Source organism: Gallaecimonas xiamenensis 3-C-1 (assembly GCF_000299915.1).
Classification (GTDB): Bacteria; Pseudomonadota; Gammaproteobacteria; order Enterobacterales; family Gallaecimonadaceae; genus Gallaecimonas; species Gallaecimonas xiamenensis.
On the sequence record NZ_AMRI01000001.1, the window covers coordinates 184,690 to 210,400 of the forward strand.

Annotated in this window: 24 protein-coding genes and 1 pseudogene; 12 read left to right on the forward strand and 13 right to left on the reverse strand. The window is 61.2% G+C overall.

Translation table 11 applies throughout. The features are described 5' to 3' along the window. Positions 1 to 14 precede the first annotated feature (14 nt). The 6 genes from ilvG to ilvC are packed head-to-tail and all read left to right on the forward strand — an operon-like array spanning position 15 to position 7,569. Positions 15 to 1,655, forward strand: a complete 1,641-nt coding sequence (ilvG, locus tag B3C1_RS00880; protein WP_035480710.1) for an acetolactate synthase 2 catalytic subunit — start codon at positions 15 to 17, stop codon at positions 1,653 to 1,655. A 3-nt stretch (positions 1,656 to 1,658) separates the two neighbouring features. After that, the gene (locus tag B3C1_RS00885) at positions 1,659 to 1,877 is read left to right on the forward strand and encodes an ACT domain-containing protein (protein WP_008482272.1); all 219 of its coding nucleotides are present in this window, start codon (positions 1,659 to 1,661) and stop codon (positions 1,875 to 1,877) included. Next, on the forward strand, positions 1,874 to 2,809 hold the full coding sequence (locus tag B3C1_RS00890; protein ID WP_008482273.1) for a branched-chain amino acid transaminase: 936 nt from the start codon (positions 1,874 to 1,876) through the stop codon (positions 2,807 to 2,809). The genes B3C1_RS00885 and B3C1_RS00890 overlap by 4 nt, the downstream gene beginning before the upstream one ends. Continuing rightward, positions 2,796 to 4,622 (forward strand): dihydroxy-acid dehydratase, encoded by a 1,827-nt coding sequence (ilvD, locus tag B3C1_RS00895; RefSeq protein WP_008482274.1) that lies wholly within the window; start codon positions 2,796 to 2,798, stop codon positions 4,620 to 4,622. Before B3C1_RS00890 ends, ilvD begins: the two co-directional genes overlap by 14 nt. After that, complete coding sequence (gene ilvA, locus B3C1_RS00900; protein ID WP_008482275.1) at positions 4,616 to 6,118, forward strand: threonine ammonia-lyase, biosynthetic; 1,503 nt, start codon at positions 4,616 to 4,618, stop codon at positions 6,116 to 6,118. The genes ilvD and ilvA overlap by 7 nt, the downstream gene beginning before the upstream one ends. Positions 6,119 to 6,132: 14 nt before the next feature. Further along, a complete protein-coding gene (ilvC, locus tag B3C1_RS00905; protein WP_008482276.1) occupies positions 6,133 to 7,569 on the forward strand; it encodes a ketol-acid reductoisomerase in 1,437 nt (478 codons plus the stop codon). A 72-nt stretch (positions 7,570 to 7,641) separates the two neighbouring features. On the opposite strand, the gene B3C1_RS00910 is transcribed toward ilvC, so the two are convergent. Further along, positions 7,642 to 8,676: a Glu/Leu/Phe/Val dehydrogenase dimerization domain-containing protein gene (locus B3C1_RS00910; RefSeq protein WP_008482277.1), complete on the reverse strand. Its 1,035-nt coding sequence runs from the start codon at positions 8,674 to 8,676 to the stop codon at positions 7,642 to 7,644. Between the two features lie 251 nt (positions 8,677 to 8,927). On the opposite strand from B3C1_RS00910, the gene B3C1_RS00915 reads away from it, so the two are divergent. Then, positions 8,928 to 9,395, forward strand: coding sequence for a DUF4826 family protein (locus B3C1_RS00915; protein ID WP_008482278.1), 468 nt, complete (start codon positions 8,928 to 8,930; stop codon positions 9,393 to 9,395). A gap of 30 nt (positions 9,396 to 9,425) precedes the next feature. Here B3C1_RS00915 and B3C1_RS00920 read toward each other — a convergent pair whose 3' ends face one another. The 6 genes from B3C1_RS00920 to B3C1_RS00945 all read right to left on the reverse strand — a co-directional run bounded on the left by B3C1_RS00920 (position 9,426) and on the right by B3C1_RS00945 (position 14,822). Continuing rightward, positions 9,426 to 10,547: a ribosomal protein uL16 3-hydroxylase gene (locus tag B3C1_RS00920; protein ID WP_008482281.1), complete on the reverse strand. Its 1,122-nt coding sequence runs from the start codon at positions 10,545 to 10,547 to the stop codon at positions 9,426 to 9,428. A 99-nt stretch (positions 10,548 to 10,646) separates the two neighbouring features. Beyond that, positions 10,647 to 12,014: an adenylosuccinate lyase gene (purB, locus tag B3C1_RS00925; protein WP_008482282.1), complete on the reverse strand. Its 1,368-nt coding sequence runs from the start codon at positions 12,012 to 12,014 to the stop codon at positions 10,647 to 10,649. Beyond that, entirely contained in the window at positions 12,014 to 12,610 is a 597-nt protein-coding gene (gene hflD, locus B3C1_RS00930) for a high frequency lysogenization protein HflD (RefSeq protein WP_008482284.1), read from the reverse strand. The genes purB and hflD overlap by 1 nt, the downstream gene beginning before the upstream one ends. 8 nt (positions 12,611 to 12,618) lie before the next feature. Continuing rightward, positions 12,619 to 13,734, reverse strand: coding sequence for a tRNA 2-thiouridine(34) synthase MnmA (gene mnmA, locus B3C1_RS00935; protein WP_008482286.1), 1,116 nt, complete (start codon positions 13,732 to 13,734; stop codon positions 12,619 to 12,621). Between the two features lie 57 nt (positions 13,735 to 13,791). Then, a complete protein-coding gene (locus B3C1_RS00940; RefSeq protein WP_008482287.1) occupies positions 13,792 to 14,211 on the reverse strand; it encodes an NUDIX domain-containing protein in 420 nt (139 codons plus the stop codon). Then, positions 14,208 to 14,822, reverse strand: coding sequence for a pseudouridine synthase (locus B3C1_RS00945; RefSeq protein WP_008482288.1), 615 nt, complete (start codon positions 14,820 to 14,822; stop codon positions 14,208 to 14,210). Before B3C1_RS00945 ends, B3C1_RS00940 begins: the two co-directional genes overlap by 4 nt. Positions 14,823 to 15,078: 256 nt before the next feature. Here B3C1_RS00945 and B3C1_RS00950 point away from each other — a divergent pair, with 256 nt between their 5' ends. Beyond that, entirely contained in the window at positions 15,079 to 17,307 is a 2,229-nt protein-coding gene (locus B3C1_RS00950; protein ID WP_008482289.1) for an NADP-dependent isocitrate dehydrogenase, read from the forward strand. Positions 17,308 to 17,405: 98 nt separating this feature from the next. On the opposite strand, the gene cspD is transcribed toward B3C1_RS00950, so the two are convergent. Then, positions 17,406 to 17,615 (reverse strand): cold shock domain-containing protein CspD, encoded by a 210-nt coding sequence (gene cspD, locus B3C1_RS00955; protein ID WP_008482290.1) that lies wholly within the window; start codon positions 17,613 to 17,615, stop codon positions 17,406 to 17,408. Between the two features lie 187 nt (positions 17,616 to 17,802). Here cspD and clpS point away from each other — a divergent pair, with 187 nt between their 5' ends. Both clpS and clpA read left to right on the forward strand, forming a co-directional pair. Then, the gene (clpS, locus tag B3C1_RS00960; RefSeq protein WP_008482291.1) at positions 17,803 to 18,117 is read left to right on the forward strand and encodes an ATP-dependent Clp protease adapter ClpS; all 315 of its coding nucleotides are present in this window, start codon (positions 17,803 to 17,805) and stop codon (positions 18,115 to 18,117) included. 27 nt (positions 18,118 to 18,144) lie between these two features. Then, positions 18,145 to 20,406 carry an ATP-dependent Clp protease ATP-binding subunit ClpA gene (clpA, locus tag B3C1_RS00965; RefSeq protein WP_008482293.1) on the forward strand — a complete coding sequence of 754 codons (2,262 nt, stop codon included), beginning with the start codon at positions 18,145 to 18,147 and terminating at the stop codon, positions 20,404 to 20,406. Between the two features lie 42 nt (positions 20,407 to 20,448). Here the strand turns inward: clpA and infA are convergent, their stop codons facing one another. The 5 genes from infA to ald all read right to left on the reverse strand — a co-directional run bounded on the left by infA (position 20,449) and on the right by ald (position 24,371). Beyond that, positions 20,449 to 20,667: a translation initiation factor IF-1 gene (gene infA / locus B3C1_RS00970; RefSeq protein WP_008482294.1), complete on the reverse strand. Its 219-nt coding sequence runs from the start codon at positions 20,665 to 20,667 to the stop codon at positions 20,449 to 20,451. Between the two features lie 47 nt (positions 20,668 to 20,714). After that, positions 20,715 to 21,434, reverse strand: coding sequence for an arginyltransferase (locus B3C1_RS00975; protein ID WP_008482295.1), 720 nt, complete (start codon positions 21,432 to 21,434; stop codon positions 20,715 to 20,717). Then, positions 21,425 to 22,126 carry a leucyl/phenylalanyl-tRNA--protein transferase gene (gene aat, locus B3C1_RS00980; RefSeq protein ID WP_419177186.1) on the reverse strand — a complete coding sequence of 234 codons (702 nt, stop codon included), beginning with the start codon at positions 22,124 to 22,126 and terminating at the stop codon, positions 21,425 to 21,427. Before aat ends, B3C1_RS00975 begins: the two co-directional genes overlap by 10 nt. An 80-nt stretch (positions 22,127 to 22,206) precedes the next feature. Continuing rightward, entirely contained in the window at positions 22,207 to 23,154 is a 948-nt protein-coding gene (gene trxB, locus B3C1_RS00985) for a thioredoxin-disulfide reductase (RefSeq protein ID WP_008482297.1), read from the reverse strand. A 98-nt stretch (positions 23,155 to 23,252) separates the two neighbouring features. After that, the gene (ald, locus tag B3C1_RS00990; protein ID WP_008482298.1) at positions 23,253 to 24,371 is read right to left on the reverse strand and encodes an alanine dehydrogenase; all 1,119 of its coding nucleotides are present in this window, start codon (positions 24,369 to 24,371) and stop codon (positions 23,253 to 23,255) included. Between the two features lie 134 nt (positions 24,372 to 24,505). Here ald and lrp point away from each other — a divergent pair, with 134 nt between their 5' ends. Further along, on the forward strand, positions 24,506 to 24,997 hold the full coding sequence (gene lrp, locus B3C1_RS00995; RefSeq protein ID WP_008482299.1) for a leucine-responsive transcriptional regulator Lrp: 492 nt from the start codon (positions 24,506 to 24,508) through the stop codon (positions 24,995 to 24,997). A gap of 55 nt (positions 24,998 to 25,052) precedes the next feature. Further along, positions 25,053 to 25,583 (forward strand): annotated as a pseudogene (locus B3C1_RS20825) (DNA translocase FtsK 4TM domain-containing protein); the annotation flags it as partial. Positions 25,584 to 25,711 lie beyond the last annotated feature (128 nt).

The following is a 25,711-nucleotide window of genomic DNA, read 5'->3' on the forward strand; positions in this document are numbered from 1 at the left end:
CAGTAGAGGACAGCATCACAGGGGCCCAGGCCCTGGTGGAATGCTTGCAGGACCAAGGGGTGCAGACCCTGTTCGGTTACCCGGGTGGGGCCATCATGCCCATCTATGACGCCTTGTATGAAGCCGAGCTGACCCACGTGTTGTGCCGGCACGAGCAGGGCGCGGCCCTGGCCGCCATCGGCCATGCCCGCGCCACCAACGGCGTAGGGGTGGTGATGGCCACCTCCGGGCCCGGCGCCACCAACCTCATCACCGGTTTGGCCGACGCCATGATGGACTCCATTCCCATTGTTGCCATTACCGGCCAGGTGGCCCGGGCCGCCATGGGCACCGATGCCTTCCAGGAGATCGACGTGCTGGGCCTGTCCCTGGCTTGCACCAAGCACAGCTACCTGGTGGAAGACCCCGAAGACTTGCCCCGCATCATCGAAGAGGCCTTTGCCCTGGCCAAGAGCGGTAAGCCCGGCCCGGTACTGGTAGACATTCCCAAGGACGTGCAGCAGGCTGCCATCAGCCGCAAGCCGAAGGCCAAGGCCGCGCCCAAGACCACCCAGGTGGACTTTGCTGCCCTGAACCGGGCCGAAACCTTGCTGCGCACCGCCCAAAGACCCATCGCCTATATCGGCGGCGGCGTCGGCATGGGGGATGCCATCGACGAGCTGCGCGACTACCTGGCCTCCACCGGCATGCCGGCGGTGGAGACCCTCAAGGGCCTGGGCAGCTGCGGTTTGGACTATCCCTACAATCTGGGCATGCTGGGTATGCACGGCAGCCGTGGCGCCAACATGGCGGTGCAGGATTGCGATCTGCTGCTGGTGGTCGGTGCCCGTTTTGATGACAGGGTGACCGGCAAGCTGGACGAGTTTGCCCCCAAGGCCCGGGTTATCCATGTGGACATCGACGCTGCCGAGATGGGCAAGCGCCGTCATGCCGACGTGCCCCTGGCCATGGACGCCAAGGCCGCCTTAAAGCACCTGGCCCGGGTTCCGGTAGGCAACGACTGGCAGCGCCACTGTGCCACCTACAAGGCCGAGCATTCCTTCACCGCGCCCCGGGCCCCGGACCATATCCATGCCCCCTGGCTGCTGAGCCAGCTGTCGCAAAAGGCTGGCCGCGACGCGCGGGTCTGTTGTGACGTAGGCCAGCACCAGATGTGGGTGGCCCAGCACATGCAGTTTGACCATCCCAGTCGCCATATCTCATCTGGGGGCCTGGGTACCATGGGCTTTGGCCTGCCAAGCGCCATCGGTGCCAAGCTGGCCTGTCCCGGCACCGAGACCATTCTGGTCACCGGCGATGGCTCCATCATGATGAATATCCAGGAGCTGGCCACCATCAAGCGCATGAACCTGGCAGTGAAAATTCTGCTGCTGGACAACCAGCGCCTGGGGATGGTGCGCCAGTGGCAAACCCTGTTCTTTGAAGGGCGCCACAGCGAAGTGGACCTGTCCGACAACCCCGATTTTCTGACCATTGCCAGTGCCTTTGGCATCCAGGGCGAGCGCCTGTGCCACCCGGACCAGGTGGACGGCGCTCTGGACCGATTCTTGGCTGCCAAGGGCAGTTATTTCCTGCACGTAGCCATTCCCAGTGAAGACGGGGTTTGGCCCTTGGTCCCGCCCGGCAAGGGCAATCACCAGATGATGGAGGCCTGAGCGGTGACCGAGAGCACGCTGTACATCACCTTGAGACCCGCCCCTGCGGCCCTGGAGCGCCTGTTGCGCCTGGTTCGCCACAGAGGATTTCAGTTAACCCAGGTGCAATGGCACCCCCAAGGGGTACGCCTGAGCGTCAAGCACGAACACCCCTTATCCCATTTGACCCGCCAGTTGGAAAAACTGGCTGACGTGGTATCCCTGACGGAGGAAGCAGTATGACCCGCGCCGATTTTATTTGGATGGATGGACACATGGCCCCGTGGAACGAGGCGCAGGTGCACCCCATGAGCCACAGCATGCATTACGGCACAGCCTTTTTTGAGGGGATCCGCGCTTACGACACGCCTACAGGCCCCGTGGTTTTTCGCCACCGCGAGCACATGCAGCGGCTCAAGGACTCGGCCAAGATCTACCGCTTCACCATTCCCTACAGCGTTGACGAGCTGATGGGTGCGGCCCGGGCCGTGCTGAACGCCAATAACCTCAAAAGCGCTTATATCAGGCCCCTGGCCTACCTGGGGGAAGTGGGCATGGGCATAGTGCCGCCGGAAAGCCAGATGTCGGTGCTGATCGCTGCCTTTTCCTGGGGCCGGTACCTGGGGGCCAGCGCCATCGAAGAAGGGGTGGACGCCTGTGTCGCTTCCTGGGCCCGCAGCGCTCCCAACACCCTGCCCACCGGCGCTAAGGCTGCCGGCAACTACCTGTCTTCCTTGCTGATCGCCAGCGAGGCGCGCCGTAACGGCTTCCATGAGGGCATCGCCCTGGACAGCCGTGGCCAGGTGTCCGAAGGGGCAGGGCAGAACGTCTTTATGGTCAAAAACGGCGTGCTGTACACGCCGCCGGCCACCGCCAGCATACTGCCGGGCCTGACCCGGGACGCCATCATCACCCTGGCCCGGGAAGAGGGTATCGAGATCGTTGAAGCCCCCATCGCCCGCGAGGCCCTGTACATCGCCGACGAGATCTTCTTCTCCGGCACCGCTGCCGAGATCTCCCCGGTACGCTCCATCGACCGCCTGGCGGTGGGCAACGGCAAACCCGGCCCCATGACCCAGCTGCTGCAGCAGCGTTTCTTCGGCCTATTTACCGGCCAAACCCAAGACAAATGGGGCTGGTTGGACCCGGTGGAGGTCAAGCATGCCGCAGCGTAGAAGTGACACCACCTTAAAGGGCCGCCGCAACGCCGGCGCCCGTGCCCTGTGGCGGGCTACCGGTTTGGGCGATGGTGACCTGAAAAAGCCCATTATCGCCATTGCCAACTCCTACACCCAATTCGTGCCCGGCCATGTACATTTGAAAGACCTGGGCGATCTGGTGGCAGGGGCCGTGCGCGAAGCGGGCGGCACCCCGCGCGAATTCAACACCATAGCCGTGGATGACGGTATCGCCATGGGCCATGACGGCATGCTCTATTCCCTGCCGTCTCGCGAGCTCATCGCCGACGCGGTGGAAACCATGGCCAACGCCCACTGCGCCGACGCCCTGGTGTGCATCTCCAACTGCGACAAGATCACCCCGGGCATGCTGAATGCGGCGCTGCGGCTGAACATCCCCACCATCTTTGTCTCCGGCGGCCCCATGGAAGCCGGCAAGACCAAGCTGTCGGACCAGATCATCAAGCTGGATTTGGTGGACGCCATGGTCAAAGCGGCCGACCCGAATGTGTCCGACGCCGATGTCGAGCAGGTGGAAAAATCCGCTTGCCCCACCTGCGGCGCCTGTTCCGGGATGTTTACCGCCAACTCCATGAATTGCCTGACCGAGGCCCTGGGCCTGGCCCTGCCCGGTAACGGCTCCATGCTGGCCACCCATAAAAAGCGTGAGGGCCTGTTTTTGGAAGCGGGCAAGCGCATCATGGAATTGGTTGAAGCCTGGTACGACAAAGGCGATGAGCGGGCCCTGCCGCGTACCATCGCCAGCCGCCCAAGCTTTATGAACGCCATGGCCATGGACATCGCCATGGGCGGCTCTACCAATACCATCCTGCACCTGCTGGCTGCCGCCCAAGAAGGGGAAGTGGATTTTGGCCTGACCGATATCGACGCCCTGTCCAAGAAGGTGCCGCAGCTGTGCAAAGTGGCCCCGGCCACCAACAAATACCATATGGAAGACGTGCACTGCGCCGGCGGCGTCATGGGCATACTGGGCGAGCTGGCCAAAGGCGGCCTGCTGGACACCAGCACCCCCAACGTGCGTGGCGAAACCTTAAAAGACACCCTGGCGGCCTTTGAAACCGCCAAGCAAGCCGAGTTCTATCTGGCCGGTCCGGGTGGGATCCCCTCCAGTACCGCGTTTTCCCAGAACAGTTACTGGCCCACCCTGGACCTGGACAGAGACAACGGTTGTATCCGCAGCGTCGAAGGCGCTTACCGCCAAGACGGCGGCCTGGCGGTACTGCGCGGCAACCTGGCCCCCAATGGCGCGGTGGTGAAAACCGCCGGGGTTTCTGACGAGCAGCTGCATTTTGAAGGCCCGGCCCGGGTCTTTGACAGCCAAGACAGCGCCGTGGAGGCCATCCTGGCCGGGCAAATCAAGGCCGGTGACGTGGTGGTCATTCGTTATGAAGGCCCCCGTGGCGGCCCGGGCATGCAGGAGATGCTCTATCCCACCAGTTATCTGAAATCCATGGGCCTGGATAAAGACTGCGCCCTGATCACCGACGGCCGTTTCTCCGGCGGCACCTCTGGGCTGTCCATCGGCCACATGGCGCCGGAAGCGGCCGCCAAGGGCCCGCTGGCGCTGGTGGAAGAGGGCGATACCATCATTATCGACATCCCCAGCCGCGAATTGTCGGTGAAGTTGACCGACGAGGCGCTGGCCGAGCGCGCCAAAACCGCCACCTATCGCCCTGGCCCGCGCCAGCGGCAGATCACCGCCTGGCTGCGCACCTACTCCCTGCTGGCCACCTCCGCCGACAAGGGCGGCGTGCGCGACAAAGACATACTGTCGGGGGCGCCATGCTAGACGGCTACGGTTACCTGCGCGAAGCCCTGTGCTCGCCGGTGTACGAGGTGGCCAAGGCCACCCCGGTCAACCGGCTGGCCCGGCTGTCTGAACGCCTGGGCCAGGATGTCTGGCTCAAGCGCGAAGACCTGCAACCTGTACACAGCTTCAAGTTGCGCGGCGCCTACCACAAGATTGCCAGCCTGCCTCGGGACTGCCCCGGGGTGGTGGCCGCTTCCGCCGGTAACCATGCCCAGGGGGTGGCGCTGTCGGCCCGGGCCCTGGGCTTTAAAGCCATTATCGTGATGCCCACCCAGGCGCCGGCCATCAAGGTGGACGCCGTTAAGGCCCTGGGCGCCGAGGTGGTGCTGTTTGGCGATAACTTCGACGCCGCCAAGGACCATGCCCAGACCTTGAGCAGCCAACAGGGCTTTGCCTTTGTGGCGCCCTTTGACGATGAAAAGGTCATCGCCGGCCAGGGCACCCTGGGCCTGGAGCTTATCAAGGAGCTGCCGAAGCTGGATGTGCTGTTCCTGCCCGTTGGCGGCGGCGGCCTGGCCGCCGGTGTGGCGGCGGTTATCAAGCAGCTTAAACCTGAGATTCGCGTAGTGGCCGTCGAGCCCGATGACGCCGCCTGTTTCAAGGCCGCTTTTGAAGCCGGCGCCCCCGTTACTCTCGACGAAGTGGGCACCTTTGCCGACGGTGTGGCCGTCAAACGCATCGGCACCGAGACCTTTAGGGTGATGAGCCAGTTTGTGGACGAAGCCATCACCGTCAGCAACGACGCCATCTGCGCCGCCATCAAAGACATCTTTGAAGACGTGCGGGCCGTGGCCGAACCGGCCGGCGCCCTGTCCTTGGCCGGCCTTAAGGCCTGGTGCGAACAGCACCCCGAGTTCAAGGGCCAGGTAGGGGCGGTGCTGTCTGGCGCCAACCTCAACTTTCACCTGCTGCGCCAGGTGTCGGAGCGCTGCGATCTGGGGGAGGGCACCGAAGCGGTATTGGCGGTGACCATACCCGAGCGCCCCGGCAGCTTCCTGGCCCTGTGCCGTACCTTAAAGGGCCGGGCGGTGACCGAGTTCAGCTACCGCTACCGCGACACTGCCGAGGCGCAAATCCTGGTGAGCGTGCGTACCGGCGGCGTCCATGAACGCACCGCCCTGGTGGCCGACCTGGAGCAAAGCGGCTTTGACGTGTTGGACTTGTCCGACAACGAACTGGCCAAGCTTCATGTGCGCTACATGGTGGGGGGTAAGCCCCCCGTGCACCGGCCGGAATTCTTGTACAGCTTTGCGTTTCCCGAGCATCCCAGGGCCTTGCTGACCTTCCTGGAGACCCTGGGCAGCCACTTTGATATTTCCCTGTTTCACTACCGCCATCATGGCGCCGACGTCGGCCGGGTCATTGCCGCCTTCGCCGACGCCGATAAAAACAGCCTGGTCAGGCACCTCGATTCCATCGGGTACCCCTACCGGGCAGAAGATGCCAATCCCGCTTACAGCCGATTTTTATGTTGAAGGAGCAAGAACCCATGACCGCATTTCACCAAAAGCCCCTGCGCCAGCAATTGCAGGCCCTGCGCCACTGTCACCCGGTACCTAAAAGTGCCTTCAGTGATGGCGTAGAGGCCCTCAAAGGCAAGCAGATCGTTATTCTGGGCTGCGGCGCCCAGGGCCTGAACCAGGGCCTGAACCTGCGCGATAGTGGCCTTAATGTGGCTTATGCACTGCGCCAGTCGTCCATCGACAGCCAGAACAGCTCCTATCAGCGGGCCAAGGACAACGGCTTTTACGTGGGCAGCTTCGAAGAGCTGGTGCCCAAGGCCGACCTGGTGATCAACCTGACCCCCGACAAACAGCACGGCCCGGTGGTCAACGCCATCATGCCCACCATGAAGGCGGGGGCGGCCCTGGGTTATTCCCACGGCTTTGACGTGATTGAAGCCCAGCGGGAAATCCGTGACGACATCACCGTGATCATGGTGGCCCCCAAGTGCCCCGGCACCGAAGTGCGGGCCGAATACCTGCGCGGCTTCGGGGTTCCGACCCTGATCGCCGTCCACCAAGACCCCGAAGGCAAGGGCCTGGCCTGGGCCAAGGCCTGGTGCGCCGGTACCGGCGGCCACCGCGCCGGGGTATTGGAGTCGAGCTTCGAAGCGGAAGTGAAATCCGACCTGATGGGTGAGCAAACCGTGCTGTGCGGCTTGCCGCAAGCGGTGTGTGTGGCGGGCTTTGAGCGCCTGGTAGCCCTGCAGGTACCGGCCGAGCAGGCCGCCGCTTTCTACCAATTCGGTATCGAGCAGGTGTCCGAGAGCATGAAGGCCGGTGGCGTGCGCCTGGCGTTTTCCAAACTGAGCCCGGCGGCAAGGGTCCATGCCCGCCGGCAGGCCGACAAAATCAAGGCAGCCTTTCGCCCGCTTTTTGAAAAGCACATGGACGACATCGTCGCCGGCCGCTTTGCCGAGCGCATGATGACCGACTGGCAGAACGACGACGTGGAGCTGCTGACCTGGCGCCAGCAAAGCAGCGAGAGCGCCTTCGAGCAGGCGCCCCCCAGCCAGAGCTTCACCCTGGACTTTGACCGGGCCACCGGCCTGGTGGCTATCTTTGCCGCCGGTGTGGAACTGGCCTTTGAAGTGATGGTGGAAGCAGGGGTAAGCCCGGCCTCGGCCTACTACGAGTCCCTGCACGAGCTGCCCCTTATCGCCAACACCCTGGCCCGTCGCCGCCTGCACGAGATGAACCTGGTGATAAGCGACACCGCCGAGTACGGCAACTACCTGTTTGCCGGCCCGGCCACCGACATCCTCAAGGATATCCTGGCCACCTGGACCCTGCGGGAACTGGGGGAAGGCGGCCAGTTTGATGCCGTGGACGACACCAGCCTGTCACTGGTGGACGAGCAGAACCAAAGTCATCCCATCGAAGCCGTTGGGGCTTCCCTTCGCGCCTATATGCGCGAGCGTTAAGGCGACTAAGGCAAGGACCCTTAAAATGCCAAAGGCCCCTTTCGGGGCCTTTTTTTATTGCCGGGGCGGGGCTTATTTACCGCCGCGGGCGATGATCTCGCGAGCCATCTGGTCGGCGATGATGCCGGTGGGCTTTTGCTGGGCATCGGCGCGCTGGAAGATATCCAGCAGGGTGGCGTAAATCTCTTCCACCTTGGCGGTGGCTGCGGCCTTGTCGTAATCCTTCTCGAAGGACACGTTGATGATGCCGCCGGCGTTGATCACGTAGTCGGGGGCGTAGAGCACGCCTTGGTCACGGAGCAGCTGGTCGTGGCGGGCCTCGGCCAACTGGTTGTTGGCGCAACCGGCGATGATGCCGGCCTTGATGCGGCCAATGGTGTTGTCATTGACGGTGGCACCCAGGGCGCAAGGGGCGTAGACGTCCACGTCCTGGTCGTAGATCTCGTCCAGGCCAACGATGGTGGCGCCCAGCTCGGCTTCTGCCTTTTTAAGGGCCGCTTCGTTGATGTCGGTGACATACAGCTTGGCGCCGGCGCGGTGCAGGTGCTCGCACAGGTAGTAACCTACTGAGCCCAGGCCCTGAACCGCCACTTTCAGGCCTTCCAGGTCGTCGCGGCCCAGCTTGTGCTTAACGGCGGCCTTGATGCCAAGGTAGGTGCCCAGGGCGGTGAAGGGGGACGGATCGCCGGACAGGCCTTCGATACCGGCCACAAAGTCGGTTTCCATCTGGATGTGGGCGATGTCTTTGGTGGAGGTGCCCACGTCTTCGGCGGTCACGTAGCGGCCACCCAGGGAATTGAGGAAACGGCCGAAGGCACGAAACAGGGCCTCGGACTTCATGGTCTTGGCGTCGCCGATGATCACAGATTTGCCACCGCCGAAGGGCAGGCCGGCCATGGCATTTTTATAGGTCATACCACGAGACAAACGCAGCACATCGGTCAGAGCTTCGTCGTCAGAGGCATAGTTCCACATCCGGCAGCCACCGACGGCGGGGCCGCAGTTGGTGTTGTGGATGGCCACTATGGCCTTGAGGCCGGTTTCCGGGTCATGGCAGAAGACGACCTGCTCATGGCCATCGAACGCAGTGTGATTGAATACAGCCACGTCGTTGTTCTCCGTAATGGGTGATTTAATGCACCAGTGGCTCGCTATGGTAATTTACGTTGCCGTAAACGTAAACCAAAGGTGGTCGTGACGGCGCACATACTAGAGAGTTCTGGCCGTGCTTTCCAGACGGCCAGAAGGTTACAGGGGGTGCTCCAACCAGTAAAGCAATCTGGACAGCCAGCCTCTTGCCAAGGTCTCAAGGCCCCGCTATCGTAGGCCGCAAGCCGTACTGATAAAGAGAATTTAACATGGCCGAACAAGACCAAAACGCCCAGGCCCAACAGGCTCCCCTGAGCGATGAACAGCGCCGCGAAATGGAAAACCAGTGGGTGCGCCAGAGCTTCCAAAAAGCCAATGCCTACCTGGCCTCCAAGGGCATACTGCCCCAGGGGGTACGCCAGGCCGACAGCCGTATCCTGCCGCCTTTGGTGGGGATCTGGCGTATCAAGGCCAAGGAAAACAACAAGGTCGCCGATTACTGGGTGGTAACAGGCAATCTGCCTGCCGACCATGTGGCGCTGAGCACCGCCCCCAGCGCCCGTGACGCCCTGCGCCACTTTTCCCTGCAATGGCAATTGCAGGCCGAAAACATCGCCCAGGGCCCGGGCCGCGCCGACAAAATGCAGATGGACTTTGCCCGCCTGCTGGTGGACAGGGCCGAAGGCCTCTACCGCCTCTACACGGATGAAAAACTCTGGGGCCAGCAGCCCGCCTGATAAAAAAAACCGCCCCTAGGGGCGGTTTTTTTAGGCTTCTTCGAAGAAGAAGTACCCTCGGTTGATAAGCCGGGTCAGCACCTCTAAGGCCTGGGGCTGGGCTGCCAGCAGCGCCGTATCGGGGGCGTCGCTATTGGCCAGAGCCTCGGCTACCCCTTGGGGCAGGGCAAAGGCTTCACCGTCTACAAAGAGGGTGTCGGCAACCCCGGCCAGGTACAGGGCACGGGCCCCGGCCAGGCGGTACAGGGGCACACCGGCCTCCAGCAGCTGGGACACTTCCTCTTGGTGGTAGGCCGGCTCGCAGGGGGCCAGGTCCAGCTCGTGCTTGGCTTCGGACAGGTAGAGCCCGAAGAAGCGATAGAGGGTGGCTTCGTCGTCGAAGATCTGGGTCAGGTTGGACTTGAGGCGATTAAGCTCGGGCAGGGTTATTTCCCCGGTCTTGTCCCTTGGCCGCAGATCCGGATCGCTGTAGCGGTGGTTGTAGCGCTCTTCGTCGATGGCCAAGTCGGCAAAGTGGGTCAGCAGATCCCGCCCGGACGGCGCCCTAAAGCCCACCGAATAGTTAAGGGCCGGGGTAATGGCATAGCCCTCGTGGGGAAAGCCCGGGGGAATGTAGAGAATGTCACCGGGCGCCATTTCCGCGTCGATAAGGGCCGTTTCGAAAGGCTCTACCTGCAGCAGGCTGGGGTGGGGGGTCTTGGATTTAAGGGGCTGCTTGTCCCCGACCCGCCAGCGGCGCTTGCCTTCCCCCTGGATGATAAAGACGTCGTACTGGTCCACATGGGGGCCAACACCGCCGCCGGGCACCGAAAAGCTCACCATCAGATCGTCAATGCGCCAGCGGGGCATGAAGTCGAACAGCCCCATCAGGGCCTGGCTCTGCTCAAACCAATGGTCCACCGCCTGAACCAGCAGGGTCCAGTCCTTGTCGGTGCTGGGGAAGGTCTCGAAGGGGCCGTGTTGCACGTCCCAGTTCTCACCCATTCTCACCACCAGCCGCGATTCGACTTCCGCTTCCATGGCCAGGCCCGCCAAGTCGTTGGCGTCCAAGGGATCGGCAAAGTTTTGGATGCCGCCCTTGATAAGGCAGGGTTTCTTTTGCCAGTACTCGGCCAAGAAGGCCTGGGTACCGCCAGGTAATGCCAGTTTCATAAGACCTCTATCGGTCAACAACAGATGGCGTAATGCTAACGCAACTGGGCCGCTGCTGCTTGATGGGGAACAAAAAAAGCGGCCCTTGGGCCGCTTCTGTCAGAGCTCGCGGGTGAGCTGTTCGGCAATGCCGATGTAGTTGTCCGGGCGCATCAGTTTCATCTCGGCTTTGACCTGCTCGGGCAGGGCCAGGCCGTCGATAAAGGCGTGCATGCCAGCCTGGTCGACGCGGCGGCCACGGGTCAGCTCTTTGAGCTTCTCGTAGGGTTTTTCGATGCCGTAGCGGCGCATCACGGTCTGAATGGGCTCGGCCAGCAGTTCCCAGTTCTGGTCCAGTTCATTGAGCAGGCTCTGCTCGTTTACTTCCAGCTTGGAAATACCCTTGAGGGTGGCTTCGAAGGCGATAACCGAGTGGGCCACGCCTACCCCCAGGTTACGTAGCACAGTGGAGTCGGTCAGATCGCGCTGCCAGCGGGACACCGGCAGTTTGGCGGCCAGGTGGCTGAACATGGCGTTGGCGATACCCAGGTTGCCTTCGGAGTTCTCAAAATCGATGGGGTTGACCTTGTGGGGCATGGTGGAGGAGCCAATCTCGCCGGCCACGGTCTTTTGCTTGAAGTGACCCAGGGCGATGTAGCCCCAAACGTCCCGGTCAAAATCAATCAGTATGGTGTTGAAGCGGGCCAGGGCGTCGAACAGTTCGGCGATGTAGTCGTGGGGCTCGATTTGGGTGGTGTACTTGTTCCACACCAGGCCCAGGCCGGACACGAAACGCTCGGACAGGGCCGGCCAGTCGACGTCGGGGTAGGCGCTGTAGTGGGCGTTGAAGTTACCCACGGCACCGTTGATCTTGCCCAAAAACTCCACGGAGGCGATCTGCTTGCGCTGGCGCTCCAGGCGCACCGCCACGTTGGCCATTTCCTTGCCCATGGTGGTGGGGGAGGCGGGCTGGCCGTGGGTGCGGGCCATCATGGGTACGGTCAGGTACTTGTCGGCCAGGGTCTTAAGGGCGGCGACCAGCTTGTCGCAGTAGGGCAGGATCACCTGCTCACGGGCCTCTTTGAGCATCAGGCCGTAGGACAGGTTGTTGATGTCTTCGCTGGTGCAGGCAAAGTGGATGAACTCGGTGACCGCGTTCAGTTCGGCATTGCTTGCCACCTTTTCCTTGAGGAAGTACTCCACCGCCTTGACGTCGTGGTTGGTGGTCTTCTCGATGTCCTTGACCCGCTGGGCATCGCTCTCGCTAAAAGCGGAAACGATTGCGTCCAGGGCCGCGTTAGCGGCGGCGGACAAGGCCGGAACCTCGGCGATTTTCGGTTCGGCGGCCAGCAGTTGCAACCAACGGACTTCCACTTCTACCCGGTACTTGATCAGACCGAATTCGGAGAAGATGGGGCGCAGTAGGTCGGCCTTGCTGCCGTAGCGGCCGTCGACGGGGGAGATGGCTGTCAGGGCGGACAGTTCCATTATTGGGGGCTCCTTAAGGATTGGCGGGCCTCGTCGACTAGGGCGCGACGCTTGAACAGTAACTGCCAGCGGCTGCCCCCCAGTTGACGCCACAATACCAGGGCGCGGATGCCGGCCAAAAGGGCGGCCCGTACCTTGTGTTGGTTGAGGCTTTGTTGCAGATGGATAGGGGATCCGGCCACCTGGATGCGGGCACCCAGGGGGCTGATAAGTTCCACGTAGATGTCGGCCAGGTTGGCCAGCACCTTTTCGTCTTCCAGGCCGTAATGGCCGACCTGGCGCTTCACCTGTTCGATGCGCTCACCCATCAGGGCCAGCACGTCCCGGCGCTTGGCCAGGCGCCGCTCCAGGGCCAACAGGCCAATCAGGTAGCGGGTCAGCTCCGGGTCCTTGTTGCTGGAGGCATCCCCCAGCAGTTCAATCACCAGGCGGTAGCCGGCATCGAGGTTACTGTCTTTGTAGACGTCGCTGGGCTGCTGGGGGTGGGTAATGAGCACCCCTTTGATGACGCTGTACAGGTCGTCATTGTCGCAGCTGCCCTGGCGGGCCAGTTTTTGAACCAAGCTCACCGCCTGGGCGGCGGCGGCCAGTGCCATGGCGCGGCTCATTGCTCACCCCGGATGTAGCGTTGGATGATGCCGCCGCCAAGGCAGACTTCGCCGTCGTAAAACACGGCGCTCTGGCCCGGGGTCACGGCGATCTGCGGCTGGTCGAACAGCACTTTGACGTCGCCGTTGGCCAAGGGCTCGACGGTGCAGGCAATGTCCTGCTGGCGATAGCGGGTCTTAACGGTGATCTTGACCGGGGCCTGTGGCCCTTGGCGGTCAACCCAGTCGAGCTGGGTGGCAATCAGGCCGTTGGAGAACAGCAAGGGGTGGTCATGGCCCTGGGCCACCACCAGCACGTTGCGCTGCACGTCCTTGTCCACCACGTACCAGGGTTCGTCCGAGGCGTTTTTCATGCCGCCGATGCCAAGGCCCTTGCGCTGGCCCAGGGTGTGGTACATCAGGCCTTCGTGGCGGCCAATCACCTCACCTTCCGGGGTTTGGATATCGCCGGGCTGGGCCGGCAAGAAGCGCTGCAAGAAGTCCTTGAACTTACGCTCGCCGATAAAACAGATACCGGTGCTGTCTTTTTTCTTGGCGGTAATAAGGCCTTGCTCTTCGGCGATGCGGCGCACTTCGGGCTTGGGCAGCTCCCCCACCGGGAACAGGGTCTGGCCCACTTGCTCTTCCCCCAGGGCATAGAGGAAGTAGGACTGGTCCTTGTTGTCGTCCAGGCCGCGCAGCAGTTGCCAGTGGCCGTCCACAAGGCCCTTACGCACATAGTGGCCGGTGGCGATAAAGTCGGCGCCCAGGGCGTCGGCGGCGTAGTTGAGGAAGGCTTTGAACTTGATTTCCTTGTTGCACATGATGTCCGGATTAGGGGTCCGGCCCGCCTTGTACTCGGCCAGGAAATACTCGAAGACGTTGTCCCAGTACTCGGCGGCAAAGTTGATTTTGTGCAGCTTGATGCCGAGCTTGTCGCACACCGCCTGGGCGTCCGCCATGTCTTCGGCGGCGGTGCAGTAGTCGGTGTCGTCGTCCTCTTCCCAGTTCTTCATGAACAGACCTTCCACCTGGTAGCCCTGGGCCTGAAGCAGGTAGGCGGAAACAGAGGAATCCACACCGCCGGACATGCCGACGATGACCTTGGTCTGGGAAAGGGGTTTGTCGCTCATGGGACGTCAAATAACCTTGGCGAAAAAAGTGGGGCGCATTGTAGCAAAAGCCAGGGGTTAGCGCAGCACAGAGAGCGCATGACCACAGCCGGCGGCAAAATCGTCAATGGCGGCCTGCACCAGGTGGCTGCGAAGGGGATAGTGGGCCAGCTCTTCGGCGGTCAGCCAGAGGCAGCGCACTATGTCCTTATCCTGGGGGGCGGTGGCCAAGGGCGCGTCGATGCGTGCGTAAAAAACGTGGCGCCAAAAGGTCTTGTGGGGTAGCTCAAGGCAATAGAGGCCCACCAGGCCTTGGGGGTCAAGGCGAAGGCCGGTTTCTTCCCACAGCTCGCGGCGCGCAGCGTCAAGGAGGCTCTCGCCTGTTTCCCAGTGGCCGGCGGGCTGGTTGAGGGTCAGCACCCCTTGGATGTCTTCTTCGACCAACAGGTAACGGCCCTGGGCTTCGATAACCCAGGCAACGGTGGCGGCCTGGATCACGGGGTTATCTCCTTATAATGGCCGCTGGCCAAATCCCCGAGCTTGTAAGGGCCGATGGCGACCCGCACCAAGCGCAGGGTGGGAAAGCCGATATGGGCCGTCATTCGCCGCACCTGGCGGTTACGCCCCTCGGTGATGCTGATCTCCAGCCAGGTGGTGGGAATATGCTGGCGAAAGCGTACCGGCGGCTGCCTGGGCCAAAGGGCGGGCTCTGCCATGACTTTGACCTTGGCGGGCAGGGTAGGGCCGTCCTTTAACACCACTCCCTGACGCAGGGGCTCCAGGTCCTGGTCGCTGGGGGCGCCTTCCACCTGCACCCAGTAGGTCTTGGCGGTTTTCTTGCCCGGTTGGGTCAGGCGGGCGTTGAGCTTGCCGTCATTGGTCAACAGCAATAACCCTTCCGAGTCACGGTCCAGGCGGCCGGCGGCATAGACGCCTGGGATGTCGATAAAGTCCTTGAGGGTCTGGCGGCCGGCTTCGTCGGTAAATTGGCAAAGCACGTCAAAGGGCTTATTGAAAAGCACCAGTTTAGCGGGGCCGGCGGGCTGGGCCGGGCGGCTGGGTTTACGGGGGGCAGGGCGGCCGGCCGGCCTTTTCTTGGCAAAGGACAAAAGGCGATGACCTCAATCGGTTCTCAGAGGGGCAAAGCCTAGCACCGGCCACAGCCCAGGCCAACGGACGGCAAAGCCATTGGCGTTTTTTTGGTCAACTGGTCTTACCCGCAAGCCAGTGCAGCAAAAAGGATGACGTTATTGTTATAATCCGCGCACCGTTTTCATAACGGCCCCAAAAAAGTCGGCCTTAGAGCCGGTGTTGGGCGCCCCCGTGCGAAGCCGCTTCGCCACACAACGCTTAGGAAGTTGTACTATGACAACAGGCAAGTCGAAGATCATCTACACCATCACCGACGAAGCACCGGCCCTGGCTACCTGGTCGCTGCTTCCTATCATCGAAGCCTACGCCGCCAAGGCCGGGGTTGCGGTGGAAACCCGGGATATCTCCCTGGCTGGCCGTATTATCGCCACCTTCCCGGAATGCCTGACCGAAACCCAGCGCATCGGTGACGACCTGGCCGAGCTCGGCGAGCTGGCCAAGACCCCTGAAGCCAATATCATCAAGCTGCCCAACATCTCCGCCTCCGTGCCGCAGATGAAGGCCGCCATCAAGGAACTGCAGGCCAAAGGTTACGACCTGCCTGACTATCCCGAAGAGCCCAAGTCCGACCAAGAAAAGGCCATCAAGGCCAAGTACGACAAAGTGAAAGGCTCTGCCGTAAACCCGGTGCTGCGTGAGGGTAACTCCGACCGCCGCGCCCCCGCTTCCGTCAAGCAGTATGCTCGCAAGCACCCCCACTCCATGGGTGCCTGGTCCAAAGACTCCCAGTCCCACGTGGCCAGCATGACCGGTGGCGACTTCTACGGTTCTGAAAAGTCTGTGACCCTGGCTGATGCCACCAACGTCAGCATCGAGCTGGTGCAGGACAACGGCGATAAGGTTGTGCTCAAGGACAAACTGGCCCTGCAGGCCGGTGAAGTGATTGACGCTTCCACCATGAGCCAAAAAGCCCTGCGCGCCTTCTTTGCCGAGCAAATCGAAGACGCCAAGGCCAAGGGCGTGCTGTTCTCCCTGCACATGAAAGCCACCATGATGAAGGTGTCCGACCCCATCATCTTCGGCCACGCCGTCACCGTCTTCTATAAAGACGTATTCGAAAAGCACGCCGCCCTCTTTAAAGAGCTGGGTGTGGATGCCAACAACGGTATCGGTGACCTCTACGCCCGCCTCGAGCAGCTGCCCGCCGACCAGCGCGCTGCCATCGAAGCCGAGCTCAACACCGTTTACGCCAGCAGCCCTGACCTGGCCATGGTGGACTCCGATCGCGGCATCACCAACCTGCATGTACCTTCCGACGTCATCATCGACGCCTCCATGCCGGCCATGATCCGTACCTCCGGCCAGATGTGGAACAAGGCCGGTGAGCAGCAGGACACCAAAGCGGTGATCCCCGACCGCTGCTACGCCGGTGTCTACGAAGAGACCATCAACTTCTGTAAAGAACATGGCGCCTTCGACCCCCGCACCATGGGTTCTGTGCCCAACGTCGGCCTGATGGCCCAAAAGGCAGAAGAGTACGGCTCCCACGACAAGACCTTCGAGATCCCCGCCGCCGGTACCGTGCGTGTGGTGGATGCCGCCGGCACCGTGCTGCTGGAGCACAAAGTGGACGCCGGCGACATCTGGCGCATGTGTCAGACCAAAGACGCCCCCATCCGCGACTGGGTCAAGCTGGCCGTCAACCGCGCCCGCGCTACCGGCACTCCTGCCGTGTTCTGGCTGGATGAGAACCGTGCCCACGACGCAGAGCTGATTAAAAAGGTACAGCAGTACCTGGGCGATCACGACACCAGCGGCCTGGAACTGCTGATCAAGTCCCCGGTTGAAGCCACCCGCTTCTCCCTGGCTCGTCTCAAAGACGGCAAGGACACCATCTCCGTAACCGGCAACGTGCTCCGTGACTACCTCACCGACCTGTTCCCGATCCTGGAGCTCGGTACCAGCGCCAAGATGCTGTCTATCGTGCCTTTGATGAACGGCGGCGGCCTGTTTGAAACCGGCGCCGGCGGCAGCGCGCCCAAGCACGTGCAGCAGTTCCAAAAAGAGAACTACCTGCGTTGGGACTCCCTGGGCGAGTTCCTGGCCCTGGCCGCCTCCCTGGAGCACCTGAGCCAGTTCGAAGGTAACCCCAAGGCGCAAGTGCTGGCCGACACCCTGGACCTGGCCACCGCCAAGTTCCTGGATAACAACAAGTCGCCGGCGCGCCGCGTGGGTCAGATTGACAACCGTGGTAGCCACTTCTTCCTGGCCCAGTACTGGGCCCAGGCCCTGGCCGCCCAGGACAAGGACGCCGATCTCAAGGCTGCCTTCGCTCCTTTGGCCAAGACCCTGACCGAACAGGAAGAGGCCATCGTTGCCGAGCTTATCGCCGTACAGGGCAATGCCGTGGACATCGGCGGTTACTACCAGCCGGTAGTGGCCCTGGCTTCCGACGCCATGCGCCCCAGCAGCACCCTGAACGCCGCCCTGGCCGCGCTCTGAGGTTAGCGACATGAAAAAGGCCGTCCTAGGACGGCCTTTTTTGTCATTACGAACAAGGCCCCAAAAGGGGCCTCGACGTGGAACCGGCAACTACCGGATCATTTTTCTTGGGGTTTGATGTTCACTGCGTGGTAGCCCTTGGGGCCCTGGCTCATGTCGAAGTTGACTTCCTGGCCGGCCTTGAGGGTCCTGTAACCATCCATTTGGATGGTGGAGTAGTGGGCGAAGACGTCTTCGCCGCCCCCTTCAGGACAAATGAAACCAAAACCCTTGGCGTTGTTGAACCATTTGACTGTTCCGATAGCCATACGTCATTCCCGTCGTCTGTTAACCTGTTTACGACCGTCGGTTCGCTGCAATAGTGGTGACCCGACTTACCTCAAAGTACAATTTAGTGTAGAAAAAAACTGAGTCAAGTTTTTTTAACAGTGAGTTAACAACTGCGCTGCGTTGGATCATAGTGAAGAAAAAATGCAGACATAGGACTTGAAAAGCATGGCCGGCAGTACCGATATTCAACATAAAGAGAAAACGCAAAATGCAGATCCGGCGCTCAAACGGGCGCCTATGTATAAGGTGGTGTTGATGAACGACGACTACACCCCTATGGACTTCGTGATATTGGTCTTGCAGCGTTTTTTCACCATGGACCATGAGAAGGCTACTCAGGTAATGTTGTCCGTACACTACGAAGGAAAGGGGGTGTGTGGCATTTACAGCGCCGATGTCGCTGAAACCAAAGTGGCTCAGGTGAACCGCTTTGCAAGGGACAATGGTCATCCCTTACTTTGTGCCATGGAACCGGCTTGACCCAAGTTGTAACTCAAGGGGGCGCACATGCTGAATAAAGAGCTCGAGCAAAGCCTGAACGACGCGTTCCGTCGTGCCAGGAGCGAACGCCACGAATATCTCACAGTGGAGCACCTCCTGATGGCGCTGTTGGACAATAGCGCTGCGTCAGAGGCCTTGACGGCCTGCGGTGCTGACCTGTCGCAGCTGCGCTCGGAACTGAGCGGCTTTATCGACCAGACCACGCCGCGTATTCCCGATGATGACGATGACCGCGAAACCCAGCCGACCCTGGGCTTTCAGCGCGTGCTGCAGCGGGCCGTCTTTCACGTGCAAAGCTCCGGCAAGGAAGAAGTCACAGGGGCCAATGTACTGGTGGCCATTTTTGGCGAACAGGAAAGCCAGGCCGTTTATATCCTGCGCAAGGCCGATATCACTCGCCTTGACGTGGTCAATTACATCTCCCACGGGGTGCGCAAGCACGAAGACGAGCCCGGTAGCGGCGGCGAGGCACCGCAAAAGGACCTCGACAGCGAAGGCAACAAGGCCGAAAGCTACCTGGAGATGCTGACCGTCAACCTCAACGAGCAGGCCCGTGTTGGCCGTATCGACCCCTTGATCGGCCGTGAAGCCGAGCTGGAGCGCACCGTCCAGGTATTGTGCCGGCGCCGTAAGAACAACCCGCTGTTCGTGGGTGAGGCCGGGGTGGGCAAAACCGCCATCGCCGAAGGCTTGGCCAAGCGCATTGTCGACGGTGACGTGCCTGAGCTTATCCAGCACTGCACTGTTTACTCCCTGGACATGGGAGCGCTGCTGGCCGGCACCAAATACCGGGGCGACTTTGAAAAGCGCTTTAAAGGGCTGCTCAAAGAGCTGCGCGAGGAAGATGGCGCCATCCTCTTTATCGACGAGATCCACACCCTGATAGGGGCTGGGGCGGCCTCTGGTGGCCAGACCGATGCCTCCAACCTCATTAAGCCACTGCTGGCCTCTGGCAACATCAAGTGCATGGGCTCCACCACCTATCAGGAATACCGTGGCATCTTCGAAAAGGACGTGGCTCTGGCCCGCCGTTTCCAGAAGATTGATATTGCCGAACCCTCGGTGTTTGACACCATCAAGATCCTCCAGGGCCTGAAAAGCCATTACGAGGAGCACCATGATGTGCGTTACACCCAGGGAGCCTTGAAGGCGGCGGCCGAATTGTCGGCCAAGTACATCAACGAGCGCCATCTGCCCGACAAGGCCATAGACGTCATCGACGAGGCCGGCGCCCGTGCCCGCCTGATGCCCAAGCGCCGCAAGACGGTCAACGAAGCGGACATTGAGTCCGTGGTGGCCCGTATGGCGCGGATCCCGGAGAAATCCGTATCCAGCTCCGACAAGGACACCCTGGCGGCCTTGGACCGCAACCTTAAGCTGGTGGTGTTCGGCCAGGATGCCGCCATCGACGCCCTGTCGTCGAGCATCCGCCTGAGCCGTGCCGGCCTGGGTGTTGAGCACAAGCCGGTGGGCTCCTTCCTCTTTGCCGGCCCCACAGGGGTAGGGAAGACCGAGGTCACCCAACAGCTGGCTCGCCAGATGGGGGTGGAGCTGATCCGCTTCGACATGTCCGAGTACATGGAGCGTCATACCGTGTCTCGCCTTATCGGTGCCCCTCCGGGTTACGTGGGCTATGACCAGGGCGGCCTGCTGACCGAGGCAGTGATCAAGCATCCCCACTCGGTGGTGTTGCTTGACGAGATTGAGAAGGCCCACCCGGATGTCTTCAACCTGCTGCTGCAAGTGATGGACAACGGCACCTTGACCGACAACAACGGCCGCAAGGCGGACTTTCGCAATGTGATCCTGGTGATGACCACCAACGCCGGGGTGCGGGAAACCGAACGCAAGTCCATGGGCTTTAAGGTGGTGGAGCACGACGACACCGCCATGGCCGAAATCAACCGGGTGTTCTCACCGGAGTTTCGTAACCGCCTGGACGGCATCATCTGGTTCAACCATTTGAGCCCGGCCGTTATCGCTCAGGTGGTGGAGAAATTCCTGGCCGAACTAGAAGCCCAGTTGGACGCCCGTGGTGTGGCCATGGAAGTGGATGCCGAAGCCAAGACCTGGCTGGCCGAGAAGGGCTATGACCATGCCATGGGGGCAAGGCCCATGGGCCGGGTGATCCAAGAGCACCTGAAAAAGCCCCTGGCTAACGAGCTGCTGTTTGGCAAGCTGGCCGAAGGCGGCCGGGTGCGGGTCGGGGTCAGTGGCGGCGAGCTCAAACTCGACGTGGAAGGACAAGCGGCGGCCACCACCGCCTAAAACAAAAAACCCGCCGAGAGGCGGGGTTTTTTAGTTTTGTCATCAACGTTGCCGAAAGACGATGCGGCCTTTGCTCAGGTCGTACGGCGTCATCTGCACGGTAACGGTATCCCCGGTCAGGATGCGGATGTAGTTCTTGCGCATTTTACCGGAGATGTGGGCGGTTACCACGTGGCCGTTCTCGAGCTCGACGCGGAACATGGTGTTGGGCAGGGTTTCCAGGATTGTACCCTGCAACTCAATCACGTCTTCTTTCGACATTTAGATGCAAAACCTCTTATAACCAAGAAATCGGCGCCAATCTTGCCTTAACTGGCGGCCCCTGTAAAGCGTTGCCACGCGCCGCCACTGTATCGCTCGTAGGGCATGAACTGGGTTTTGTAGTTCATCTTCTGGCACGCATCGATTTGATATCCCAAGTAAAGCCACTGTTTTCCCCTGGCTTTTGCCGCCTCCAGCTGCATCAATACCCCTTGTGTGCCCAGTGAGCGGGCCTCTTCGTCCGGGTCAAAAAAGGTGTAAAGGGCCGAATAGGCGGCCGGGGTTTCGTCGGTGACGGCGCAGGCCATCAGCTGCTTGCCCCGGTACAGGCAGATAAGGCTAAGGGGCAACCAGGCGGCCTTGGCAAAGTGGGCCAGCTGGCTTTCTGACGGTGGATACATGCCCCCGTCCCGGTGCCGGGCATTGATGTAACGGCAGTAGAGATCGAAATGCTCTGGGGTAAAGCTGTGCTCGATACGCAAGGTCAAGTCGCTGTTCTTGCGAGCGACACGCCGCTGGCGTCGGTTGGGACTGAAGGCGTCCACGTCCACCCGTACCGACTCGCAGGCATGGCAGTGGTGGCAATAGGGCCGGTAGACGTCTGAGCCGTTGCGGCGAAAGCCCATGGACAACAGCACTTCGTAGCGCTCGGCGTCCATGGGGGATTGGGTGACCACCAGCAGCTGTTCGTCCTTGTCAGGCAGATAGGCACAGGGAAAAGGCTTGGTCAGGCCGCAATAGAGGCCTTTTAGCAGGTTCACGGACATGGCCAGTCTCCCGGTGTCCAGAGCCCTTCGGCCATGGGCCTGTCCCTGTGCTCGGCCAAGAGGTGCAGATAGTCGGACCTTGGCATTTCCCGCACGCCAAGGCGCTCCAGGTGCGGATTCATCAGTTGGCAATCGATAAGGACTGCGTGGTCCAACAGATGATGGTGCAGAGCGGCAAAAGCCGCCTTGGAAGCGTTGGGTTGGCGGTGGAACATGGACTCACCGCAAAAAATACTGCCGACACTGACCCCATAGAGGCCACCGGCCAGGGCGCCGTCCAGCCAGACTTCCACGCTGTGGGCAAAACCCAGCTCATGAAGGCGCTGGTAGGCGCTGCGCATCTGCGGACTCAGCCAGGTGCCGCCCTGACCGTCTCTGGGAGCAGCGCAGCCTTCCAGCACCTCGGCAAAAGCGGTGTTGCAGCGGTACTGATAGGGGGTCTTTCTCAGCCATTTTTGCAAACTGGCCGACAGGTGAATTTGCCCTGGCACACAAACGCCACGGGGATTGGGGGACCACCAGAGAATGGGTTCACCGGGGTTGAACCAGGGAAAAATACCCAGGCGGTAGGCCGCCATCAAGCGGGTAGGGGAGAGATCACCGCCAAAGGCCAGCAAGCCGTTCGGCTGGTCCAGTGCATGCACGGGATCGGGGAACAGACACGGATTGTCGGGCAGTTCGGGGAGCGCTATGGTCATCGTTTCTTAAAATGCTCTCAGTATCCCTTTGAGTGTAGCGCTAACTAAAAGGGCCGCGAAAGCGGCCCTTTGGCTTAGTTGTCCAGACTGTCGAGATAACGCTCGGCATCCAGGGCAGCCATACAGCCGGTACCGGCAGAGGTGATGGCCTGGCGGTAGATGTGGTCCATGACGTCGCCACAGGCGAAAACGCCGGGGATGGAGGTCTGGGTGGCGTTGCCTTCCAGGCCACTTTGCACCTTCAGGTAGCCGTCTTTCATCTCCAGCTGGCCGGCGAAGATGTCGGTATTGGGCTTGTGGCCGATGGCGATAAAGCAGCCGGCAACCGCCAGTTCCTGGGCGCCTTCACCCAGGGTGGAGGCCAGGCGCACGCCGGTCACACCCATGTCGTCGCCCAGCACTTCGTCCAGGGTGCGGTTCAGGTGCAGCACGATTTTGCCTTCTTCAACCTTCTTGTAGAGACGGTCTATCAGGATCTTCTCGGCACGGAAGCTGTCGCGGCGGTGCACCAGGTGCACCTCACTGGCGATGTTGGCAAGATACAGGGCTTCTTCCACGGCGGTGTTGCCGCCGCCCACTACCGCCACCTTCTGGTTGCGATAGAAGAAACCGTCGCAGGTGGCACAGGCGGACACGCCACGGCCGGAAAAGGCGGTTTCGGACTCCAGGCCCAGGTACTTGGCTGAGGCGCCGGTGGCGATGATCAGGGCGTCACAGGAGTACTGGCCGTTGTCACCGGTGAGGATGAAGGGGCGCTGGCTGAAGTCCACCTGGTTGATGTGATCGAAGAGGATCTCGGTGTTGAACTTCTCGGCGTGACGTTGCATGCGCTCCATCAGCAGCGGGCCGGTCAGATCGTCGGCGTCACCTGGCCAGTTTTCCACTTCGGTGGTGGTGGTGAGCTGGCCACCCTGCTGCATGCCGGTAATGAGCACGGGGTTGAGGTTGGCGCGGGCGGCGTACACGGCGGCGGTGTAGCCGGCAGGGCCGGAGCCCAGGATCATCAGGCGAGCGTGTTTCATAAATACTCCTCGAAAGTCGTTGCCACGCATTCTAGGGAAAAGGGCAGCAACAAAAAACCCCCGCTTGCGCAGGGGTTTGTCGATTCAGTCAATCGCCCTTAGGCACCCAGTAGGGCCTTGGGATCAACGTAGGCCAGGTTGTGGGCTTCGGCCACTTCCTTACAGGTGACCTTGCCGTGCATCACGTTCAGACCGGCCAGCAGGTGCTTGTCGTCCAGCAGGGCTTGTTTGTAACCCTTGTTGGCCAGTTTGATGATGTAGGGCAGGGTGGCGTTGTTCAGGGCGAAAGTGGAGGTACGGGCCACGGCGCCAGGCATGTTGGCCACACAGTAGTGCACCACGTCGTCAACGATGTAGGTGGGCTCGGCGTGGGTGGTGGCCTTGGAGGTCTCGAAGCAGCCGCCTTGGTCGATGGCAACGTCAACGATGGCCGCGCCTTGCTTCATGCGCTTGATGTGGTCGGCAGTAACCAGTTTGGGGGCGGCGGCGCCGGGGATGAGGACGGCACCGATCACCAGGTCTGCTTCCAGCACGTGGCGCTCCAGGGCGTCAGCAGTGGAGTAGACCACTTTGGCGCGGCCACCGAACTCGGCGTCCAGGCGACGCAGGGTGTCGATGGAACGGTCCAGGATGGTCACGTCGGCACGCATACCAACGGCGATACGGGCGGCGTTGGAGCCAACCACGCCACCACCGATCACTACCACTTTGGCCGGATCGGTACCGGGCACGCCGGAGATCAGCACGCCACGGCCGCCACGGGATTTTTCCAGGGCCTGGGCACCGGCTTGGATGGACATGCGGCCAGCCACTTCGGACATGGGGGCCAGCAGCGGCAGGCCGCCACGGTCATCGGTCACGGTCTCGTAGGCGATGCAGACGGCACCGGATTTGACCAGATCTTCGGTCTGGGGCAGATCGGGGGCCAGGTGCAGGTAGGTAAACAGCAGTTGGTCTTGGCGCAGGCGGGCGCGCTCGTTGGCCAGGGGTTCTTTGACCTTGACGATCATCTCGGCCTTGGCGAACACCTCTTCGGCGCTGGCCAGGATGGCGGCGCCGGCAGCCACGTAGTCTTCGTCGGTAAAACCGATGCCCAGGCCGGCGTTGGTTTCAACCACTACCTGGTGGCCGTGGTTGACCAACTCGCGGACGGAGGCGGGAACCATGCCGACACGGTACTCGTGGTTCTTAATCTCTTTAGGTACGCCAATGATCATCTGCTGTTTCCTTTTGTTATCAATCCGGTAGCGGAATTGGCGGCTAGTATAGGGAGGGGGTTAGAGAATAGGTTGCTTTATTTGGTGATTTTTCAGTATTTTCTGCTGATAGGAATGGGTCTGCTAGAGGATTTATGCTGTCATCTGCGCGAAAAGGGGTCAAAGAGCTAGACCGTATTGATCGCAACATATTGAAAGAGCTGCAAAATGACGGTCGCCTTTCTAACGTGGAATTATCCAGGCGTGTGGGACTGTCCCCAACACCTTGTTTGGAAAGGGTAAAACGGCTCGAACGGCAAGGCTTTATTCAGGGATATACCGCCATCATTAACCCGAGGTATTTGGGGGCGGCGCTGCTGGTCTTTGTGGAGGTCACCCTGGAGCGTACCTCTTCCGAGGTCTTTGACCAGTTCAACCTGGCGGTGCAGAAGCTCGACATCATCCAGGAGTGCCACCTGGTCTCTGGTGATTTCGACTACCTCCTCAAGACCCGGGTAGCAGATATGTCTGCCTACCGTGAATTATTGGGTGAGACCCTGCTGCGTTTGCCGGGGGTCAAGGAGACTCGAACCTACGTGGTAATGGAAGAAGTGAAGGGTGTTTCCAAGGTACTGATTAATGGGTGAGGCTGGTATCATCACGAAGATAAGAAATAAGTTTGGAGTGGGATCTTTGGAGCGCATGGAGCTCAGACGCTTGTCCGGGGTACAACGGCTCTTGGAAGCCGGTTTGGTGCTTTGCACCCTTTTCTCGTTGTTTTTGCTGGTGGCCCTTGCCACCTTCAATCCTGCCGACCCCGGCTGGTCCCAAACCGGCGTGCCCGGCCAAATCCAAAACGCCGCCGGCACCATAGGGGCCTGGGTGGCGGATATTCTGCTGTTCGGCACCGGCCTGTTGGCCTACCTGCTGCCCTTTATGGTGGCCCTTGGCGGCTGGTTCTGCTTTCGCCACTATCGCTCTTTGATGGACATTGACTACCTGGCGGCAGGGCTGCGCCTGATCGGCGTGGTGTTGAGTCTGCTGGGCCTGGCGGGCCTGAGTTCGGTTTACCTTGGGGACATCCACACCTACTCTGCCGGCGGCCTGATTGGCGATCTGGTGGCCACGGCCCTGCGTCCCTGGTTCAGCTTTGTGGGCACCTTCCTTATCTTGCTGGCCCTGACAGCGGCCGGCATTACCATGGTCACAGGCTTGTCCTGGGTGGCGCTGGTGGACCGTCTCGGTGCCCTGGTGGTCGAGGGGGCCCTGTGGTGCTGGGACCGCATCCAGCAGATAGGCAGCCAGTCCCGCGCCGACAAACGCGTCTCTTTCGATGACGACGAAGACCATGAGGACGACGA

Bases quoted from the DNA above. Each gene is read 5' to 3' on its own strand.
- B3C1_RS00890 (WP_008482273.1), top strand. From the start codon at position 1,874: ATGACCCGCGCCGATTTTATTTGGATGGATGGACACATGGCCCCGTGG.
- ilvD (WP_008482274.1), top strand. From the start codon at position 2,796: ATGCCGCAGCGTAGAAGTGACACCACCTTAAAGGGCCGCCGCAACGCC.
- ilvA (WP_008482275.1), top strand. From the start codon at position 4,616: ATGCTAGACGGCTACGGTTACCTGCGCGAAGCCCTGTGCTCGCCGGTG.
- ilvC (WP_008482276.1), top strand. From the start codon at position 6,133: ATGACCGCATTTCACCAAAAGCCCCTGCGCCAGCAATTGCAGGCCCTG.
- B3C1_RS00915 (WP_008482278.1), top strand. From the start codon at position 8,928: ATGGCCGAACAAGACCAAAACGCCCAGGCCCAACAGGCTCCCCTGAGC.
- B3C1_RS00920 (WP_008482281.1), bottom strand. From the start codon at position 10,547: ATGAAACTGGCATTACCTGGCGGTACCCAGGCCTTCTTGGCCGAGTAC.
- purB (WP_008482282.1), bottom strand. From the start codon at position 12,014: ATGGAACTGTCCGCCCTGACAGCCATCTCCCCCGTCGACGGCCGCTAC.
- hflD (WP_008482284.1), bottom strand. From the start codon at position 12,610: ATGGCACTGGCCGCCGCCGCCCAGGCGGTGAGCTTGGTTCAAAAACTG.
- mnmA (WP_008482286.1), bottom strand. From the start codon at position 13,734: ATGAGCGACAAACCCCTTTCCCAGACCAAGGTCATCGTCGGCATGTCC.
- B3C1_RS00950 (WP_008482289.1), top strand. From the start codon at position 15,079: ATGACAACAGGCAAGTCGAAGATCATCTACACCATCACCGACGAAGCA.
- cspD (WP_008482290.1), bottom strand. From the start codon at position 17,615: ATGGCTATCGGAACAGTCAAATGGTTCAACAACGCCAAGGGTTTTGGT.
- clpS (WP_008482291.1), top strand. From the start codon at position 17,803: ATGGCCGGCAGTACCGATATTCAACATAAAGAGAAAACGCAAAATGCA.
- clpA (WP_008482293.1), top strand. From the start codon at position 18,145: ATGCTGAATAAAGAGCTCGAGCAAAGCCTGAACGACGCGTTCCGTCGT.
- infA (WP_008482294.1), bottom strand. From the start codon at position 20,667: ATGTCGAAAGAAGACGTGATTGAGTTGCAGGGTACAATCCTGGAAACC.
- B3C1_RS00975 (WP_008482295.1), bottom strand. From the start codon at position 21,434: ATGTCCGTGAACCTGCTAAAAGGCCTCTATTGCGGCCTGACCAAGCCT.
- trxB (WP_008482297.1), bottom strand. From the start codon at position 23,154: ATGAAACACGCTCGCCTGATGATCCTGGGCTCCGGCCCTGCCGGCTAC.
- ald (WP_008482298.1), bottom strand. From the start codon at position 24,371: ATGATCATTGGCGTACCTAAAGAGATTAAGAACCACGAGTACCGTGTC.
- lrp (WP_008482299.1), top strand. From the start codon at position 24,506: ATGCTGTCATCTGCGCGAAAAGGGGTCAAAGAGCTAGACCGTATTGAT.